The organism is Nocardia sichangensis, assembly GCF_047200615.1.
GTDB lineage: Bacteria > Actinomycetota > Actinomycetes > Mycobacteriales > Mycobacteriaceae > Nocardia > Nocardia sichangensis.
In genome coordinates, this window is the sequence record NZ_JBJZOK010000003.1 from 406,360 (window position 1) to 423,221 (window position 16,862).

General features: G+C 67.7%; 13 protein-coding genes. 9 read left to right on the forward strand and 4 right to left on the reverse strand.

All coding sequences use genetic code 11. From position 1 onward, the window contains the following. Positions 1-85: 85 nt before the first annotated feature. A complete protein-coding gene (locus ACL03I_RS06285) occupies positions 86-1,543 on the forward strand; it encodes an NAD-dependent succinate-semialdehyde dehydrogenase (RefSeq protein ID WP_364428749.1) in 1,458 nt (485 codons plus the stop codon). A 199-nt stretch (positions 1,544-1,742) separates the two neighbouring features. After that, positions 1,743-2,951: a hypothetical protein gene (locus ACL03I_RS06290; protein ID WP_412805349.1), complete on the forward strand. Its 1,209-nt coding sequence runs from the start codon at positions 1,743-1,745 to the stop codon at positions 2,949-2,951. 148 nt (positions 2,952-3,099) lie between these two features. Here the strand turns inward: ACL03I_RS06290 and ACL03I_RS06295 are convergent, their stop codons facing one another. Continuing rightward, complete coding sequence (locus ACL03I_RS06295; protein ID WP_062977356.1) at positions 3,100-3,393, reverse strand: chorismate mutase; 294 nt, start codon at positions 3,391-3,393, stop codon at positions 3,100-3,102. Positions 3,394-3,777: 384 nt separating this feature from the next. Here ACL03I_RS06295 and pcrA point away from each other — a divergent pair, with 384 nt between their 5' ends. Together pcrA and ACL03I_RS06305 are read left to right on the forward strand one after the other, a co-directional pair. Further along, the gene (pcrA, locus tag ACL03I_RS06300) at positions 3,778-6,363 is read left to right on the forward strand and encodes a DNA helicase PcrA (RefSeq protein ID WP_412805350.1); all 2,586 of its coding nucleotides are present in this window, start codon (positions 3,778-3,780) and stop codon (positions 6,361-6,363) included. A gap of 96 nt (positions 6,364-6,459) precedes the next feature. Then, positions 6,460-6,846 (forward strand): hypothetical protein, encoded by a 387-nt coding sequence (locus ACL03I_RS06305; RefSeq protein ID WP_412805371.1) that lies wholly within the window; start codon positions 6,460-6,462, stop codon positions 6,844-6,846. A 190-nt stretch (positions 6,847-7,036) separates the two neighbouring features. Here ACL03I_RS06305 and ACL03I_RS06310 read toward each other — a convergent pair whose 3' ends face one another. Continuing rightward, entirely contained in the window at positions 7,037-7,351 is a 315-nt protein-coding gene (locus tag ACL03I_RS06310; RefSeq protein ID WP_412805351.1) for a hypothetical protein, read from the reverse strand. 215 nt (positions 7,352-7,566) lie between these two features. Here ACL03I_RS06310 and ACL03I_RS06315 point away from each other — a divergent pair, with 215 nt between their 5' ends. Next, on the forward strand, positions 7,567-8,811 hold the full coding sequence (locus tag ACL03I_RS06315) for a helix-turn-helix domain-containing protein (protein WP_412805352.1): 1,245 nt from the start codon (positions 7,567-7,569) through the stop codon (positions 8,809-8,811). Between the two features lie 385 nt (positions 8,812-9,196). Further along, entirely contained in the window at positions 9,197-9,511 is a 315-nt protein-coding gene (locus ACL03I_RS06320) for a hypothetical protein (protein ID WP_412805353.1), read from the forward strand. Positions 9,512-9,622: 111 nt separating this feature from the next. Here the strand turns inward: ACL03I_RS06320 and ACL03I_RS06325 are convergent, their stop codons facing one another. Continuing rightward, positions 9,623-11,005, reverse strand: a complete 1,383-nt coding sequence (locus ACL03I_RS06325) for a DUF1731 domain-containing protein (RefSeq protein ID WP_412805354.1) — start codon at positions 11,003-11,005, stop codon at positions 9,623-9,625. 428 nt (positions 11,006-11,433) lie between these two features. Then, positions 11,434-12,723: a M23 family metallopeptidase gene (locus tag ACL03I_RS06330; RefSeq protein ID WP_412805355.1), complete on the reverse strand. Its 1,290-nt coding sequence runs from the start codon at positions 12,721-12,723 to the stop codon at positions 11,434-11,436. A gap of 537 nt (positions 12,724-13,260) precedes the next feature. Between ACL03I_RS06330 and sucC the strand changes: the two genes are divergently transcribed. From sucC to ACL03I_RS06345, 3 genes are all read left to right on the forward strand, one after another. Next, positions 13,261-14,427, forward strand: coding sequence for an ADP-forming succinate--CoA ligase subunit beta (gene sucC, locus ACL03I_RS06335; RefSeq protein WP_355074652.1), 1,167 nt, complete (start codon positions 13,261-13,263; stop codon positions 14,425-14,427). A gap of 26 nt (positions 14,428-14,453) precedes the next feature. Next, the gene (sucD, locus tag ACL03I_RS06340; protein ID WP_355074650.1) at positions 14,454-15,368 is read left to right on the forward strand and encodes a succinate--CoA ligase subunit alpha; all 915 of its coding nucleotides are present in this window, start codon (positions 14,454-14,456) and stop codon (positions 15,366-15,368) included. Positions 15,369-15,778: 410 nt separating this feature from the next. Further along, a complete protein-coding gene (locus tag ACL03I_RS06345; protein ID WP_412805356.1) occupies positions 15,779-16,852 on the forward strand; it encodes a DUF5336 domain-containing protein in 1,074 nt (357 codons plus the stop codon). Positions 16,853-16,862: the final 10 nt, after the last annotated feature.

A 16,862-nucleotide genomic window follows, 5' to 3' on the forward strand; every position in this document is an offset into this window, starting at 1 on the left:
ACGCGCGAGCCCATGCGGTGGACGTGGGTCCGATCCGGGGTCCGCGTCCGTTCCAGGATGAGGTCTCGCGGCATAGGCTGGCCGCATGGTGTCCGAACGTGAACTTCTCGAATCCGTGCCGACGCAGTTGTGGATCGGAGGGCGGGCCGTCGACGCCACCGGTGCGGGTACCTTCCCGGTGCACAATCCGGCGACCGGGGAGGTGCTGGCGAACGTCGCGGACGCGACGCCGGAGGACGCGCTGCGCGCACTCGACGCGGCCGTCGCGGTGCAGGACGAGTGGGCGGCCACGCCCGCCAGGGAGCGCGGGGAGGTCCTGCGCGCGGTGTTCGAGCGGATCACCGCCAGCGCGGAGGAGTTCGCCCTGCTGATGACCCTGGAAATGGGCAAGGCGCTGCCGGAGAGCCGCAACGAGGTGCGCTACGGCGCCGAATTCTTCCGCTGGTTCAGCGAGGAGGCCGCCCGCGTGCACGGGCGCTATCTGCACGCGCCTTCGGGCACCGGCCGGATCATGGTGCACAAGCAGCCGGTCGGCCCATGTCTGGCGATCACGCCCTGGAATTTCCCGCTCGCGATGGGGACGCGCAAGATCGGCCCCGCGCTGGCGGCGGGCTGCACGATGATCGTCAAGCCCGCCTCGGCGACGCCGCTGACCATGCTGCTGCTCGGCAAGCTGTGCAGCGAGGCGGGACTGCCCGACGGCGTGCTTTCGGTGCTCACCTCCAGCCACTCCGGCGCGGTGACCCAACCGTTGATCGACGACGCCCGGCTGCGCAAACTCACCTTCACCGGCTCCACCGAGGTGGGCAAGAAGCTGGTGGAGAAATCCGCGAACCGGTTGCTGCGCACCTCGATGGAACTCGGCGGGAACGCGCCGTTCGTGGTGTTCGCCGACGCCGACGTCGATGCCGCGGTGCAGGGCGCGATGTTGGCGAAACTGCGCAACGGCGGCGAGGCGTGCACCGCCGCCAATCGCTTCCACGTGCACAACAGCGTGCTCGAGGAGTTCACCACCAAGCTGGTCGAGGCGATATCCAGCAGTGTGCGGCTCGGGCCGGGCGCCGACCCGGACACGACGCTGGGCCCGCTGATCAACGAGGAGCAACTGCGCACGGTCGGCGAATTGGTCGACGACGCCGTCGCGAAGGGCGCACAGGTGCTGATCGGCGGCAAGGCGCCCGACGGCCCCGGCTGGTACTACCCGGCCACCGTGCTGCGCGACGTCCCGCCGCAAGCCAGGATCCTGCGCGAGGAGGTCTTCGGCCCGGTCGCGCCGATCGTCGGCTTCGACACCGAGGAAGAGGGGCTCGCCGCCGCCAACGACACCGAATTCGGGCTGGTCAGCTACGTCTACACCCGCGACCTCGATCGCGCGCTGCGGATCGCCGAGGGTTTGGAATCCGGCATGGTGGGCGTCAACCGCGGCGTCATCTCCGACCCCGCCGCCCCCTTCGGCGGCGTCAAGGAGTCCGGCTTCGGCCGGGAGGGCGGCACCGAGGGCATCGAGGAATACCTCTCCACCAAATACATCGCGCTCACGTGAGCGAGTGCCGCGGATTCCGCGCCACTGAAGGCGATCGATCGCGCACCTGAGGGTCGAATCCGGCCTGTCGGCGCCGACCGCCCAGCCGCCCATGCTTTCCGGGGGACGACTTCGGCGATCATCGACACTAGCCTCTACCTGGGGTCCGAGGAGGCGAAGGGGCTGATTGTGAGAAGGTGCGGGTGCCGGTGACGCCTGATTGAGCAACGGCATCGTCAGAGCCTTCTTGCGGGCCGTGGACGATCTGAAACGGCTGACCAAGAGGGAAGCCGAGGGCCTCGCGGACATGAAAACAGGCGCGGCCCGCGCTTCCCGGGAAGTCGTCGATGTGCACACGCACGGTGACGCCGACGGTGCGCTCGCGATCCGACGTGCGGCAGGTGGCGATGCCGGTCCCGGGCGGGATCTGTGCCCCCCGCCGCCGGACCGAGCGTCGCTGAGCCGGGCCGGACAGAGACTCGAGGCCGAACTGAATCGACGTTTCGGCGAGAACGGACCGACCGACGAGGACCTGTATGACTTCATAGCCAACCGTCGGCTGTCCCGGCTGGAGCAATACGCCATCATCGACCGGAGAATCGAGGAAACAGCGGCTTCTCTCGGCCGGGACAGCGCCGACCTACGCGAGCAGATGCGGCGTGAACTGAAGGACGCGCTCGACGGGAAACCGCTCGCCATCCGCGTCCGCGACGACAAACTCGTGGCACTCCTCGAGGAAGGGCGAATCAGGGGCAGCCGCAACCCCGTGGGCGTTCGCGCTCATGCCGAAGAAGAGTGGTTCGGCCCGCACGTCCACGACAACCCGCCCGTCTACGGCTACGTTGCCGTGGACGGAGTGCGTCCTTCCCAAGACGGCATGATCGATGGGTTGTCGGAGCTGAACTACGGCGACAATCAGATCTACCTGAAGCCGGAGGTCCGGTCACGAACGACCATCACGTTCGGTGACTCGCTGGTGGAAAGGGAACGGGCGATACCCTCCCCCCTGGACAACCCGTCGGAATATTCCTATGGCGTCGGAGTGCGCGATCTCGCTCCTATCGGCCGCGACTATCTCGGAGCAGATTTTCGCGCCAGCCATTTCATCGAAGCCCAGATGTTCGATCTCACAACCGCGGACATAGATTTCATCGGGTTGCACCAGTCACCCAGTCCGGCGTTGCGACAGGCGCTGGACCAATCCGGAGTGGATTGGCGTGTCCTGACCAATCGCACGATCGCGGCGGAGGGCAGCCCCGCAGAACGAGCGGCCGCGATCGAACGGACGAGTCAAGACCTCGAGCATCTTCGCCATGTGCATCCCGTTATGCGCTCGCATGCCGAACCGCTCGAAGCAGAGCTGAGGGCCGACCTGCGGGCGCTGAACGATTCCACCTCAGGTGATGGACCGGCCGCCGAACCCGGATAGCGTCGGTGGACGCCTTCCACCAAGCCGACGGTCTGAAAACCTTCCGCGCTCCTCTGGGGGCGGACATGAAGTGACCGCCCCGGGTGGCATAGCCCGGGGCGGTCTATTCGAAAGCGACGGTCTCGCGAGCGCCGCGTTGGGGGTCAGATCAGTGGCCGAGACGACCGCGGCCGAGGCGAAGCAGCAGCATGGCGAGGGTGTGGCCCTCTTGGCCGAGCTCGCTGAAGCGCTCCAGCACCTTCATCTCGCGACTGTGCACGAGGCGCGGCCCGCCTGACGCCATGCGCGTCCGGCCGATGATCCGGGAGATCTCCGTCCGGCGCTTGATCGCGGCCAGGATCTCCGCGTCGAGACGGTCGATCTCCTTGCGGAGCTTGTCGATCTCGGCCTCGGTCTGCGGCAGCGCGGATTCGGACCCGGTCGTCGTGGCAGGGGTGCTCATCATTCATCTCCTCGTGTCAGAACATGGATCGGCGGGTGCCGAAGGCTCGTTACCGATCAGTTCTTTCACCGTGAAACAGACCTGGTGGGGCCTTGTATTGTCCCCCCAGAAGGCGTGCTCAGGTACAGGCTCCGCGATCCCGGCGTTCGGCTGGCAGCCGAATCGGATGTCTTGCGAAAGCGCTGAGCATGTCGCCAGTGTGCCACGGGTAGGGGGGTATGCAAAACGTATACGTTTGGCAATGTCGCGAGAAACGCAGGTCGTTTCGCCCGCCCTTCCCACCAGGGGGAGTTCACCCGCCGTTCAGTCGACCGGCGCCGAACCGATACCGATGTCACCCGGGGCTTCATCTCTGTCGGTGCCCGCCGGTAGCGTGGATGGACGATGGACATCACGGTGGCTCCCAAGACGCAGGGCGGTCGGGTCGTGCACCCGGATCCGACATCGAAACCGCAGCTCGCCGGCGGTAACGCGGCGGAGGGGCGGCAGCCTGCCTCCGTTCCCGAGGCGCCGCCAACGGACGCCGAGCGCGAACGGCGGCGCGTCGAGCGGGAACAGCGGCGCGCCGAGGAGGCCGAGCGCCTGCTCGACAGCCTCAATCCACAGCAGCGCGCGGCGGTGGTGCACACCGGATCCCCGCTGCTCATCGTGGCGGGCGCGGGCTCGGGCAAGACGGCCGTGCTCACCCGCCGCATCGCCTACCTGCTGGCCGCCCGCGGTGTCACGCCGGGCCAGGTGCTGGCCATCACATTCACCAACAAAGCCGCCGCGGAGATGCGGGAGCGGGTGACCGGGCTGGTCGGCCCGCGGGCGAACGCCATGTGGGTGTCGACGTTCCACTCCAGTTGCGTCCGCATCCTGCGGACCCAGGCGGCGCTGCTGCCCGGCCTGAACTCGAACTTCTCGATCTACGACGCGGACGATTCCCGGCGCCTGCTCACCATGATCAGCCGCGACCTGGACATCGACGCCAAGAAGTACTCGGCGCGCCTGCTCGCGACGGCGATCTCGAACCTCAAGAACGAACTCATCGACCCCGCCCGCGCCACCGCCGACGCGGAATCGGACGACACGGAGCTGCCCGGCCTGGTGGCCAAGGTCTACGCCGAATATCAGCGCAGGCTGCGCTCGGCGAACGCGCTGGACTTCGACGACCTGATCGGCGAGACCGTGGCGCTGCTGCAGCACCACCCGCAGGTCGCCGAGTACTACCGCCGCCGGTTCCGGCACGTGCTGGTGGACGAGTACCAGGACACCAACCACGCCCAGTACGTCTTGGTCCGCGAGCTGGTCGGCCACCACGTGGAAGGCGGCGACGAGGACCGGGTGCCGCCGAGCGAACTGTGTGTGGTGGGTGACGCCGATCAGTCCATCTACGCCTTCCGCGGCGCGACGATCCGCAATATCGAGGAGTTCGAGCGCGACTTCCCCGACGCCGAAACCATTCTGCTGGAGCAGAACTACCGCTCCACCCAGCACATCCTCTCCGCCGCCAACGCGGTGATCTCGCGCAACGAGAACCGGCGCGAGAAGAAGCTGTGGACCGATTCCGGCGAAGGCGACCTGATCACCGGTTACGTCGCCGACAACGAGCACGACGAGGCGTCCTTCGTCGCCCGCGAGATCGACCGGCTGGTCGACCAGGGCGAGGCCAACTACGGCGACGTCGCGGTGTTCTACCGCACCAACAACAACTCTCGCGCGCTGGAAGAGATCTTCATCCGGATGGGCCTGCCCTACAAGGTGGTCGGCGGTGTCCGCTTCTACGAGCGCAAAGAGGTGCGTGACGTGGTCGCCTACCTGCGCGTGCTGGAGAACCCGGAGGACGCGGTGAGCATGCGCCGCATCCTCAATACGCCCCGCCGCGGCATCGGTGACCGAGCCGAAGCCTGCGTGGCTGTCCATGCCGAACAACGCGGGATCGGTTTCGCCGCCGCCCTGCGCGACGCCGCCGAAGGCAAAGTGGCGCTGCTGAACACGCGCGCTCAGCGCGCCATCGCCGGCTTCCTGGAATTGCTCGACGACATCAGGGCCGCGGGCGAACAAGCGGAGTCCGACTTCCCCGACCTGGGCAACGTCGTCGACGCGGTGCTCGAGCGCACCGGTTATCGCGCCGAGCTGGAGGCGTCCGACGACCCGCAGGACGGCGCCCGGCTGGACAACCTCAACGAGTTGGTCAGCGTCGCGCGCGAGTTCAGCTCCGAGGCGCACAACAACGCGGAGGCCGCCCGGCAGGAGGGGCTGTTGCCCGAGGTGGGCGAAGGCGAGCCGGATCCCGGTTCGCTCGCCGCGTTCCTCGAGCGGGTCTCGCTGGTGGCCGATACCGACCAGATTCCGGACGAGGGCTCCGGGGTGGTCACGATGATGACGCTGCACACCGCCAAGGGGCTGGAATTCCCGGTGGTGTTCGTGACGGGTTGGGAAGACGGGCAGTTCCCGCACATGCGCGCACTCGGTGATCCGACCGAGCTGGCCGAGGAACGCCGCCTCGCCTACGTCGGCATCACCAGGGCCCGGCGGCGGCTGTATCTGACGCGGGCGGTGGTGCGTTCCGGCTGGGGCCAGCCGGTGTCGAACCCGGAATCGCGTTTTCTGCAGGAAATTCCGGGTCATCTCATCGATTGGCGTCGGCTCGAGCCCGCCGGTTCACCCGCGACGAGGGGTCTGCGGCGGCGTGGCGGGGACGACGACGGGCTGGAGCGGGACTGGACCCGCGGCGACGGCTGGGCGGAGCCGCGTCCAGGCTTGCGTGATCGCGGTCCGCGCAGGCCCGCTCCCGGCGGCGCGACCCGCAACAACACGAATTTGGTCCTCGCCGTGGGCGATCGGGTCAGCGACGACAAGTACGGTCTCGGCCGCGTGATCGCGGCGGAGGGCTTCGGCCCACTGGCCACGGTGACCATCGACTTCGGCACCGCGGGCAAGATCCGGTTGATCCCGCAGTACAGCCGGACGTTGGTCAAGCTATGAGCCGCGTAGGCCTTTCGACCCTGCCCTTGCCGGTGTCGCGCCGGTAGCGTCCGCGACGTGGATACGATCGCACAGCATCTCCTGTGGTTCCTGCCCATGCTCTGGCTCGGCATGGTGCTGGCCATCTCGTTCCTGGAGGCGCCGCTGAAATTTCGCGCCCCGGGGGTCACACTGGCGCTGGGGCTCGGCATCGGCCGCCTCGTGTTCCGCGCGCTGAACACCGTGGAGGCCGTGCTCGCGGTGCTTCTGGTGCTCGCCGCAGTGATCGTCGGCCCCGGCGCGGCGACGTGGGCGTGGCTGGGCGTCGCCGCGGCAGTGCTGGGCGTTCAAATCGTGGTGGTGCGCCCGCCGCTCTCACGCCGCTCCGATCGCGTGCTGGCGGGCGAGGAACTGCCGCGCTCCCACGCGCACTATTGGTACATCGGCCTGGAGGTCGTCAAGGTCGTCGCGTTGGTCGCCCTCGCGATCACGGCGGCGCCGTAGGCAACGCCGATCATCGACGGAGCAGGTGCGTCGATTTCCGCCGCCATAGCTCAGCCAGGGACTTCGCTTGTCGTCGCCGTGGTCCGGGCATTCCGTCCATACCGCGCTCCTCGTGGGATGAGCGGAGCGCGCACCAGTCAGCCGAAATTCGCCAGCCCGACAGCTCGGCACGACCCGCCTCGAGATCGTGTCAGCGCGGCTCTCGCGAGGTGTCCGGCTTCATCTGCCCGGCCTCGATGAGCGTCTGCCGGGCCGCTGCCTTACGCGGGCATTGATCGGCTCGGCATGCCCTGTGCCGTTGCATGGTCTGATGCGCTTCCGGAACGCTCAACGGCGTTTCGGGAGCTTCGTGCGGCCAACCGGTAGGCCACAGCCCGGCGTCGGGCCGCTCGGCGCTGATCCGTTCGCGTTCGCGTGCGGCGCGCCACTCGGCGGCTACGCGATCGATGATCGCTTGCGCCGACATGTCGTCTTGCTCGCCGTCTCGCCACCAGTCGAACCCCATCGCGTTCACCCCTGCTGTTCTCGCTCGTCATGTGGACGCACGCCACCCGGCGGGGTGATGGTCACCGCAGAGCCGCTCACAGCTCGCGATGCGTCCGCTCGGAACGGAGGGACGCGCCCGCCGGGTGGGTGCGGCTGCCAGCGTCGCGCGAAAAACTTCGCTCTCGACTGGGAAAACGGCTACAGCGCGTCTACTGATCCGCATACGATCCACGCATGGGGACGGACGGGGGATTTGCTCCTGACATCGGGGAACGTCTGCGAGCAGCCAGGCAGGCGGCGGGGCTCTCACTGGCCGAACTGGCTGCCCGCATACCGTTCTCGCGCAGCTACCTGGGTCATGTGGAGACCGGAACGCGCGCCCCCTCGGCTGATGTGGTCGCCGCCTACCTGCGCGCATGCGGCGAAATGACATGCGACCCTGTCACACTGGTCAGTATGTTGGGCCGAGCGGACGTCGACCGGCGGTCGTTCCTGCGCACATCCGTCTACAGCGCCGCGCTGTCCGCGACCGCGCTGGTGTCACAGTCCGATGTGGCCCGGTTGATGCGCATCGACGAATCCGCGCACGTAGGCATGCCGGAAGTCCGTGCCGTCCAGGGGATCACGGATGCCTTCCTGCGCATGGACGAAGTCAAGGGCGGCGGCATCGGCCGAACCGCCGTCGCCGAGTTCCTGAGCACCGACGTCGCGTCGCTGCTGCGCTCGCGGTTCGCTGATTCGACGGTCCGTTCCGCCGCCTTCAGCGCCGCCGCCGAACTTGCCTACCTGGCCGGTTTCAAAGCGCACGACGCCGGCGAAGACGGTATCGCGCAGCGGTATTTCCTGTCGGCGTTGCGGCTGGCGGAGGAAAGCCAGATGCCCGGCCAAGACGCATGGGTGCTGCGCATCCTCGCCATGCAAGGAACCGATATCGGCCAGCCTCACTTCAGTCCCGCACTCGCCGAAGCGGCCGTAACTCGGGACGGCGGCCAACTCGGACCGGATGCGACGGCGTTGCTCACTATCGCTGTCGCCCGCTGTCACGCCGAAACCGGCGACCACGGCGGAGCACTGGCTGCCCTGCGGACCGCTGAACCACACGTAACTCCTGACCTGACCAGCGAACAACCCCGCTGGGTGTCGATGTGGTGCCCGAACAAGGGCACGGTCGTGGACCAGGTCGCAAAGACGTTCCTTGCTCTGGGTGACCTCGCCAATGCTGAACGTTATTGCGAACTCGCCACCGGCATCTGGGATCGCGAGACTCATGCCCGCGTGTGGGCGCTCAGCGCTGCCGAAACCGGGTTGCTGCACTGGAAACGCGGCAAGCACACCGATGCCGTCGACATGTGGCGCTCCGCCTTACCCGCGTTGCACGCCGTCGATTCCGCGCGTACCACCGCTGCCTTGTGCAAGATTCGCCGCACGGCCCCCGAACTATTCGAGGACACAGCCCCCACCGGCACCCCCGCACTGTGAGCCCGGTGCCGCCGCGCCGACATCGCAAAGGTTATGTGAAAGGTCGCTCCGGAATTGCTCGCCAGCAAGGCAACGTGACAGCGCACAGTACGTTGCTAGCGGCCCGTTGCTCAACGCTCTCCAGCCCAGACCAGTGGCCGTGAACTCCGCCCGGATGGGTTCGGTGCACGTCGGCATGCCGGACTGGGTGCGGCACCCAGAACTGCCGCGCCAGTAAATCGGGTGACGGCTTGCTCGTATGGTCGTAGCCTTCGCGACGTAGCCCGCTTTGTACCGTCGAGGACGCCCGATGATCAGCGAAACGATTCCCATGTGGACCTCCCAGCGCACAATGGTCCCCCTGCGCGATTTGCTCGAGTTGTTCCCGCCGAACAACTGGCGGTGGGTGGTCGAGGAGTTCGACGGGACGTTCGGTCGATTGTCCACCGGAATTACTCGTCCCGCCTGGGCACAGTTCCACGAGATGGTGTCCGCCGGTGCAGTGGCATTCGATTGGGATGGAATCCGACAGTTCGCGGACGGTGTCGATCAGATGATCGATGGCCGGATTGTCGCGACCGCTGAGAACCACACCACTGTGGTTCGGTTGGACGCGTTCGACAGCACTGAATACGAAATCGTCATCGATCCAGGCTGGGGCGGAGCGGCTGCGTTCGTTTCCGCTGTCCGGTCCAAGTGGGCTCCCCGGGGCGCATCGTAGGCGGGCAGTCCGGGGGCTCCGACGCTGCGTAGACGTGAGCGATACGGTCCGTACTTCCCTGGCGTGGACCATCCTGCCGGAGAGGCCGCATGACCGGTCCGTTTCGCGGTGTCAATGCGGCAGCAGGTCTGCCAACGCCTTGTCGAGGGTGGGGTAGCGGAAGGTGAAACCTGCCTTCTTCAGTACCTCCGACGTGGCGTGACGGCCGGTCAGACCGAGGGCCGGATCGGAGCGCAGGAGGAGCGCGCCTAGCTTCAGCACGAATTCCGGGGTCGGCGGCGCGGGCGGCCGGTGCAGGCGCTTGCGGAGGACGCGCATCAGCTCGCGGTTGCGAACCGGTGTATCGGTGGCGGCTACCAGGATTCCGTTCGGCAGTTCGAGCGCCGGATCGAGGCCGAGTGCGGCGCGAACGATCGCGAGCCAGTCCTCGATGTGGATCCAGCTGAACCATTGTTGGCCGGGCCCGACTCGACCGCCGAGCCCGGCTCTGGTGAGTTGAGTGAGACGTTTCAGGGCGGGCGCTTGTGGGTCGAGCACGATCGAGGTGCGCAGAATCGTCCAGTGCGCCGCGCGGGCGGAGTCGAAGGCGCGCTCCCACGGTTCGGCGACGCCGGTCATCTGCGGCAGCCCGATCGGCAGGGGAGTGCTTTCGCTGCAATGGGTTTCGCCCGCATCGGACCAGATCGCGGTAGTGCTCGCCTGCACCCAGTAGTCGATCGGCGCTTCCAGCGTCGCGGCGCCGGCAACCAGAGCGCGGGTGGAATCCACTCGGCTGGCCCGTAATTCGGCGATGTTCTCCGGCGTCGGTCGGCAGTCGACCAGCTTCCCGGCGAGGTTGACGATCGCGGTCCGTCCTGGATTACGGAGTGCCGCAACCCATTCGCCGACCGACTTGCCGTCCCACTCCGCTTGATCGAACGGCAGCTGGGGATCGCGACGGCGGGTGAGTATGACGGCGCGATGCCCACGACAGGTGAGGTCGGCGGCGACATGCCTGCCCAGCCCGCCGGTGCCGCCCGGGATGACCGCCGTGAGCGCGTCGGCGGCGGGCTCGAGTCCGGCTGAGCGGGCCAAGCGGGCGAAACACACCCGCACATCGGTTTCCAGGAAGGCGGCGTCGAGCAGCCGGGCCATACCGGCCGACGCGCCGAGGAAGGTCAACCGCTGGGTGATTTCGGTGCCGCCGTCGCGCGGCGTCAGCGTCCAGGTCAGCCGCATCCGCCCGAGCGGTTCGGGTTGCTCGATCCGCAGCTCCCGTTCCGGCCGGACAGCGGCGACGATGAACGGCAGCACGGCGCGCCCGTGCAAAGCGCGGTGCGCCTGCCCCTGCGGCACATAGCTTCCCGTACTGCCTACTGCGATCGGACTGTCGAGCCGCACCGACGCGATCCCCGGGTTCCATTCCGGCCATCGCGGCGGATCGGCGAGTACCTCCCAGATCCGTTCAGCAGGCAACGCGATGAATTGTGTGTACGTCGTTGTACGTCGTGCCATGGGCTCGACGCTAACCCGATGTCTGCCGCGGGGGAATCGTGTGCATCGTCATGTACCGCGACACACCTCGACTCAACGAGAATGCGCTGGCCAGGCTGCGCGGGCGAAGTCTCGCGCTAGAGGGGGTCGCGCCGGGCCATTACGGATTCGCGACTTGCAATTACCGAGCGGATGAGGCGACCGCGCACGGGCCGAAGTTTCGCACCCGAAGCCGGGCCGCACGCCCGCGTTCATGGTGAGCAGCCCGCTGCGATGGGCGAGCACGGGCTGGCCGGAAGCTATGCGCTGTAACCGGTTTCGCACCCGCATTCATCGTGCGCGAACACAGCGGAGGAGCGTACATCCATCTCTGGCTTGTGCGATCCATGGTCCGCCGGGTTGCGGCCAGCCGACTGGGAAGGCGCGTCAGGCACGCGTCAAGGCGTCGCTCAGTCGCGCTGCGGGCCGAGGCTGATGCCACGGGTGGCCAGCCAGGGCAGCGGGTCGACCTTGTCGGTGCCGTTCAACCAGACCTCGAAGTGGCAATGCGGGCCGGTGGAGAACCCGCGGTTGCCGATCGTGGCGATCTGGTCACCGGCGAGCACACGCTGGCCCGCCGACACCGTGGCGGTGTCGATGTGGCCGTAGATGGTGACGGTGCCGTCGTCGTGCAGCAGGCGGACCCACATGCCGAAGCCCGACGCGGGACCGGCCTCGATCACGGTGGCGTCGGCGACGGCGTAGATCGGGGTGCCGATCGGGCCCGCGATGTCGATGCCGAGGTGTTGCACGCCCCAGCGGGCGCCGAAGCCGGAGGTGAAAGTGCCCGCGGCGAACCTGGTGAACAGCGGCCGAAGCTTCGAGGCCTCCTGGGCGGCGAGGTCCTCGGCGTACTTCTGGCCCTTTTGCAGGATGTCGTTGAACTGATCGAGGTTGGCCGGCGCGGAGACGCTCAGCACCTGCGGTGAGTCCGGCGCCGCCGTCGGGTCGGCAACGTTCATCGACTGCGCGGCGATCTCGTGGATCTGTCCGGCGGCTTCGTAGTCGACCGCCTGCGAGGGCTGGTCGGGCGAGGCGAACGCGGCCTGTCCGGCCGCTACGACAGCGCCAGCGGCGACGGCCGCCACCGCGGCGCGTCCCTTGAGCGCGGCGGGCGGCGCGGCCACCCGGTGCGCGCCACCGCGCTTGTTCGTGGCACGGCGCCCCGGGATGACGGTCGGAAGAGCACGTGCGCCCGGCTCCTCGTCGGACTCGGGTTCGGGCTCGGCGGTCTCGGTCGCCCAGGACTCCTCGGGAGCCCAGCAGCCGGTGTCGGACACCCAGGCTCGCTCGTCGGGCGCCCAGGTCTCCTCTTCGGCCCACGCCTCGCCGGAGTTCCACGCCTGGCCGGAGTTCCACGCCTCGCCGGAGTTCCATGCCGCACCATCGGACCAGGCCTCTTGCTGGGCCCAATCTTGTTGCGGCCAGGCGTTGTTCGTGGCCCAGGAGTTGTCGGAGGCCGCGTTCGCGTGGACCGGCTGGTCGTAGCCCCCGTCGTGGACGGGCGACTCGGTCTCGAAGCCGTATCCGGCGCCGGCGGCCTGCAAGTCGTACTCGCCCTGCGGAGCCTCGTACCCGGCGTAGTGCGGGTCGAACGATGGCTCGGCGTAGCTCGCCGGGGCGAAGGACTCGTCGTCGGGGCGGTAACGATGTCCCGTCCGCGAGCGATCAGTGGGAGCGAAGGTGGAACTGTGGTTCATCGGCGGTGCCACATCGTGAAGCTGGTGGAACTCGAAAGCCGCTTGACCAGCGGCGTCGATCGGTCGAATGCGGAGCGGCTCTCCGTCTGCGGAGCGCTGTGCTGCGTCAAAGCTTGCCGTCCTCCTAGTCGTGACCGTGTTGTGACATCGACCGCATTGACGGTAACGAAACGATTGAGCCGCGACAAGCGGTGCGCCGCTTCCGTAACAAACATGTGAGATTCATCACGCTCGGCCCGCGGAATATCTCACTGCGGTATGGGCACCCCTGAGAGGTCGTTCAACGACAAGTTGTAGTAGATTCCGGCGCGCTCCCGGGTTCCGTCCTCTACCTGGCGCGGTGCCAGCAACCTACTCGCCAGTAGTGTTGGCCAGCGGTTTTGCCGCTCCGAACGACGCCGGGTGACCTGCGCCACTTAGGATGAACGTGGCCGATTGGCCCTCCATGTGACTGGTTAGAGTCCGACCCGACCCGCTTCCGACGTCGGGCCGCCAACAAAGACGTTGTCATCACAACGCAGACGAGACGGTGAGTACATGGATCTCTTCGAATATCAGGCGAAGGAGCTCTTCGTTAAGCACGGAGTGCCTTCGTCCGAGGGCCGCGTCACGGACACGGCCGAGGACGCCCGCGCCATCGCGGAGGAAATCGGCAAGCCGGTGATGATCAAGGCCCAGGTGAAGGCCGGTGGCCGTGGCAAGGCCGGTGGCGTCAAGTACGCCGCGACCCCGGACGACGCGCTCACGCACGCGCAGAACATCATCGGCCTGGACATCAAGGGCCACATCACCAAGAAGATCCTGGTGGCCGAGGCCAAGGACATCGCGGAGGAGTACTACATCTCCTTCCTGCTGGACCGGGCCAACCGGACCTACCTGGCCATGTGCTCGGTCGAGGGCGGCATGGAGATCGAAGAGGTCGCCGCGACCAAGCCGGAGCGGCTGGCGAAGGTTCCGGTCGACGCGGTCAAGGGCGTCGACCTGGCGTTCGCTCGCTCGATCGCCGAGCAGGGCCACCTGCCCGCCGACGTGCTGGACGCCGCGGCCGTGACCATCCAGAAGCTGTGGGAGGTGTTCGTCGCGGAGGACGCCACCCTGGTCGAGGTCAACCCGCTGGTGCGCACCCCGCAGGACGAGATCCTCGCGCTGGACGGCAAGGTCACCCTCGACGAGAACGCCGGATTCCGCCACCCGGAGCACGAGGCGTTCGCGGACAAGGACGCGACCGACCCGCTCGAGCTCAAGGCCAAGGAGAACGACCTCAACTACGTCAAGCTCGACGGCGAGGTCGGCATCATCGGCAACGGCGCAGGCCTGGTCATGTCCACCCTGGACGTCGTCGCCTACGCGGGCGAGGGCCACGGCGGCGTGAAGCCGGCCAACTTCCTGGACATCGGCGGCGGCGCCTCGGCCGAGGTGATGGCAGCGGGTCTGGACGTCATCCTGAACGACAGCCAGGTCAAGAGCGTGTTCGTCAACGTGTTCGGCGGCATCACCGCGTGTGACGCGGTCGCCAACGGCATCGTGAAGGCGCTGGAGATCCTGGGCGACGAGGCCAACAAGCCGCTGGTCGTCCGCCTGGACGGCAACCGCGTCGAAGAGGGCCGCAAGATCCTGGCCGACGCCGACCACCCGCTGGTGACGCTGGCGCAGACAATGGACGAAGGCGCCGACAAGGCCGCCGAACTGGCAGCCGCCCGATAACGACGGCCGAGTAAGGACGAAAAGAAATGTCTATCTTCCTGAACAAGGACTCCAAGGTCATCGTCCAGGGCATCACCGGCGGCGAGGGCACCAAGCACACCGCGCTGATGCTGAAGGCGGGCACCCAGATCGTCGGCGGTGTGAACGCGCGCAAGGCGGGCACCACCGTCGCGCACACCGACAAGGACGGCAACGCGGTCGAGCTGCCGGTGTTCGGCACCGTCGCCGAGGCCATCAAGGAGACCGGCGCCGACGTGTCCATCGCGTTCGTGCCGCCGAAGTTCGCCAAGGACGCCATCATCGAGGCCATCGACGCGGAGATCCCGCTGCTGGTGGTCATCACCGAGGGCATCCCGGTGCAGGACACCGCCTACGCGTGGGCCTACAACGTGGAGAAGGGCGGCAAGACCCGGATCATCGGCCCGAACTGCCCCGGCATCATCACCCCCGGCGAGTCGCTGGTCGGCATCACCCCGGCCAACATCACCGGCAAGGGCCCGATCGGCCTGGTGTCCAAGTCGGGCACGCTGACCTACCAGATGATGTACGAGCTGCGCGACTTCGGCTTCTCGACCTCCATCGGCATCGGCGGCGACCCGGTCATCGGCACCACCCACATCGACGCCATCGAGGCGTTCGAGAAGGACCCGGAGACCAAGCTGATCGTGATGATCGGCGAGATCGGCGGCGACGCCGAGGAGCGGGCCGCGGCATACATCAAGGCCAACGTCACCAAGCCGGTCGTCGGCTACGTGGCAGGCTTCACCGCCCCCGAGGGCAAGACGATGGGCCACGCGGGCGCCATCGTGTCCGGCTCGTCGGGCACCGCCCAGGCGAAGAAGGACGCGCTGGAGGCCGCGGGCGTGAAGGTCGGCAAGACGCCGTCCGAGACCGCCGCGCTGGCTCGCGAGATCCTGGAGAAGGCCAGCATCAGCGCCTGATCTCCGCGCCGTGCACGAAGGCCGCCTCCGAATTCGGGGGGCGGCCTTCGTCATGTGTGGCGGGGGCTCAGGCTTGGGCAGAAGCCGAGCGTCCGGTCCAGCCACTCGCGGTTCTCCTCGCTATCCATCACGAGGCAGCCGGGCGGATGGTTCATCTCGTTGTCACCGGGAATTCCCCGCTATTGAGAATCCGTGTGGTGTGAAAAGCGCCATCGCGGGCAACAGTTTCAAGGAGCGGTAGGTGGTCTCGCTAGGAGCTTCGCGCCGGACACCGCCGCGACCTGCCGTGATGCGGGCGAATCCGCTCGCCGCGGCCGTCGCGGCGGGATGACCTCGGCGAGGGAGTGCAGTAGCGTCAGAAGTAATCCAGCCGTGAAGACCATGTACGACTCGATTTAGGAGACGACGACATGTCCTACCCGACCGGGGGCTCTGGGTACAACACACCCTCGCCCTCAGCGCCATCCAGCCAGAGTTCGGCCGCGGGTGGTGCCACTTCAGGTTCGAGCGCTACCGGTTCCGATGCCAAAGGTCTGCCGTTCTTCCTGGTGGTCGGCGTAGCGGCGCTCGGCGTGATCAACTTCCTGCTCGGCTTCCTGCCGTTCCTGGGCAGGAAACCGATCGATATCGGCGGCCGCACGGTCAGCACGACGGAGACGGCCAACCTCTTCGAGGTCGCGTCCGGCTCGCCGCTGCTCGGCCTGCTGCTGCTCGGCGGTCTGCTCGCCGGACTGTCGCTGCTGCCCAAGCAGAACTGGACCGGTGCGGCCGCGGCGGCTTCGACCGCCGGCTTCGTCGCGTTGCTGTTCCAGTCGTTCAACTTCGGTTCGGGCAGCGAGCTGAAGGTCGGTGCGTTCGTCCTGCTCGTGCTGTCCTTCGTGCAGGCAGCGGTGGCGATCGCCGCGACCCTGTTCGAGGTGGGCATCCTCAAGGCGCCCGCGCCGCGCCCCGCTGCCGCGCCGAGCGGGTTCGGTCAGGGCGGCTACGGCCAGCAGCCGTCGTACGGACCGGGTCAGCAGTCCTACGGGCAGCCGGGTCAGCAGCCCGGCTACGGCGCGAGCCCCTACGGGCAAGCCGGGTACGGCGCGCAGTCCGCGCCGCCGCAGTTCCCGTCCCAGCAGGGGCAGCCGTCGCCTTACGGGCAGAGCCAGCCGAGCTACGGACAGAGCCAGCAGGGCCAGGCGTACGGACAGCCGCAGTCGCCTTACGGGCAGAGCCAGCCGACCACGGCCTACGGCGCGCCCCAGCAGCCGGGTTCGCCGTACGGCGCGCAGCCGCGCCCCGACGAGAGCGTGACTCAGCACTTCGGCGGCCAGCAGCAGTCCGGTCAGCAGTCGCCCTACGGTTCCCCGAGCTACGGCCAGCAGCAGGCTCAGACCAGCCAGCCGAGCCAGCAGAGCGGTCCGTTCGGCGGCGAGCAGAGCGGCGACCCATCCTCGGACGCCACCCAGGCATTCCGTCCTTCGGACGACAAGAACAAGTAGAGAACTCAGC

Coding starts and splice junctions, on each gene's coding strand:
- ACL03I_RS06285 (WP_364428749.1), top strand. CDS start 86: ATGGTGTCCGAACGTGAACTTCTCGAATCCGTGCCGACGCAGTTGTGG.
- ACL03I_RS06295 (WP_062977356.1), bottom strand. CDS start 3,393: ATGAGCACCCCTGCCACGACGACCGGGTCCGAATCCGCGCTGCCGCAG.
- pcrA (WP_412805350.1), top strand. CDS start 3,778: ATGGACATCACGGTGGCTCCCAAGACGCAGGGCGGTCGGGTCGTGCAC.
- ACL03I_RS06305 (WP_412805371.1), top strand. CDS start 6,460: ATGCTCTGGCTCGGCATGGTGCTGGCCATCTCGTTCCTGGAGGCGCCG.
- ACL03I_RS06310 (WP_412805351.1), bottom strand. CDS start 7,351: ATGGGGTTCGACTGGTGGCGAGACGGCGAGCAAGACGACATGTCGGCG.
- ACL03I_RS06315 (WP_412805352.1), top strand. CDS start 7,567: ATGGGGACGGACGGGGGATTTGCTCCTGACATCGGGGAACGTCTGCGA.
- ACL03I_RS06325 (WP_412805354.1), bottom strand. CDS start 11,005: ATGGCACGACGTACAACGACGTACACACAATTCATCGCGTTGCCTGCT.
- ACL03I_RS06330 (WP_412805355.1), bottom strand. CDS start 12,723: ATGAACCACAGTTCCACCTTCGCTCCCACTGATCGCTCGCGGACGGGA.
- sucC (WP_355074652.1), top strand. CDS start 13,261: ATGGATCTCTTCGAATATCAGGCGAAGGAGCTCTTCGTTAAGCACGGA.
- sucD (WP_355074650.1), top strand. CDS start 14,454: ATGTCTATCTTCCTGAACAAGGACTCCAAGGTCATCGTCCAGGGCATC.
- ACL03I_RS06345 (WP_412805356.1), top strand. CDS start 15,779: ATGTCCTACCCGACCGGGGGCTCTGGGTACAACACACCCTCGCCCTCA.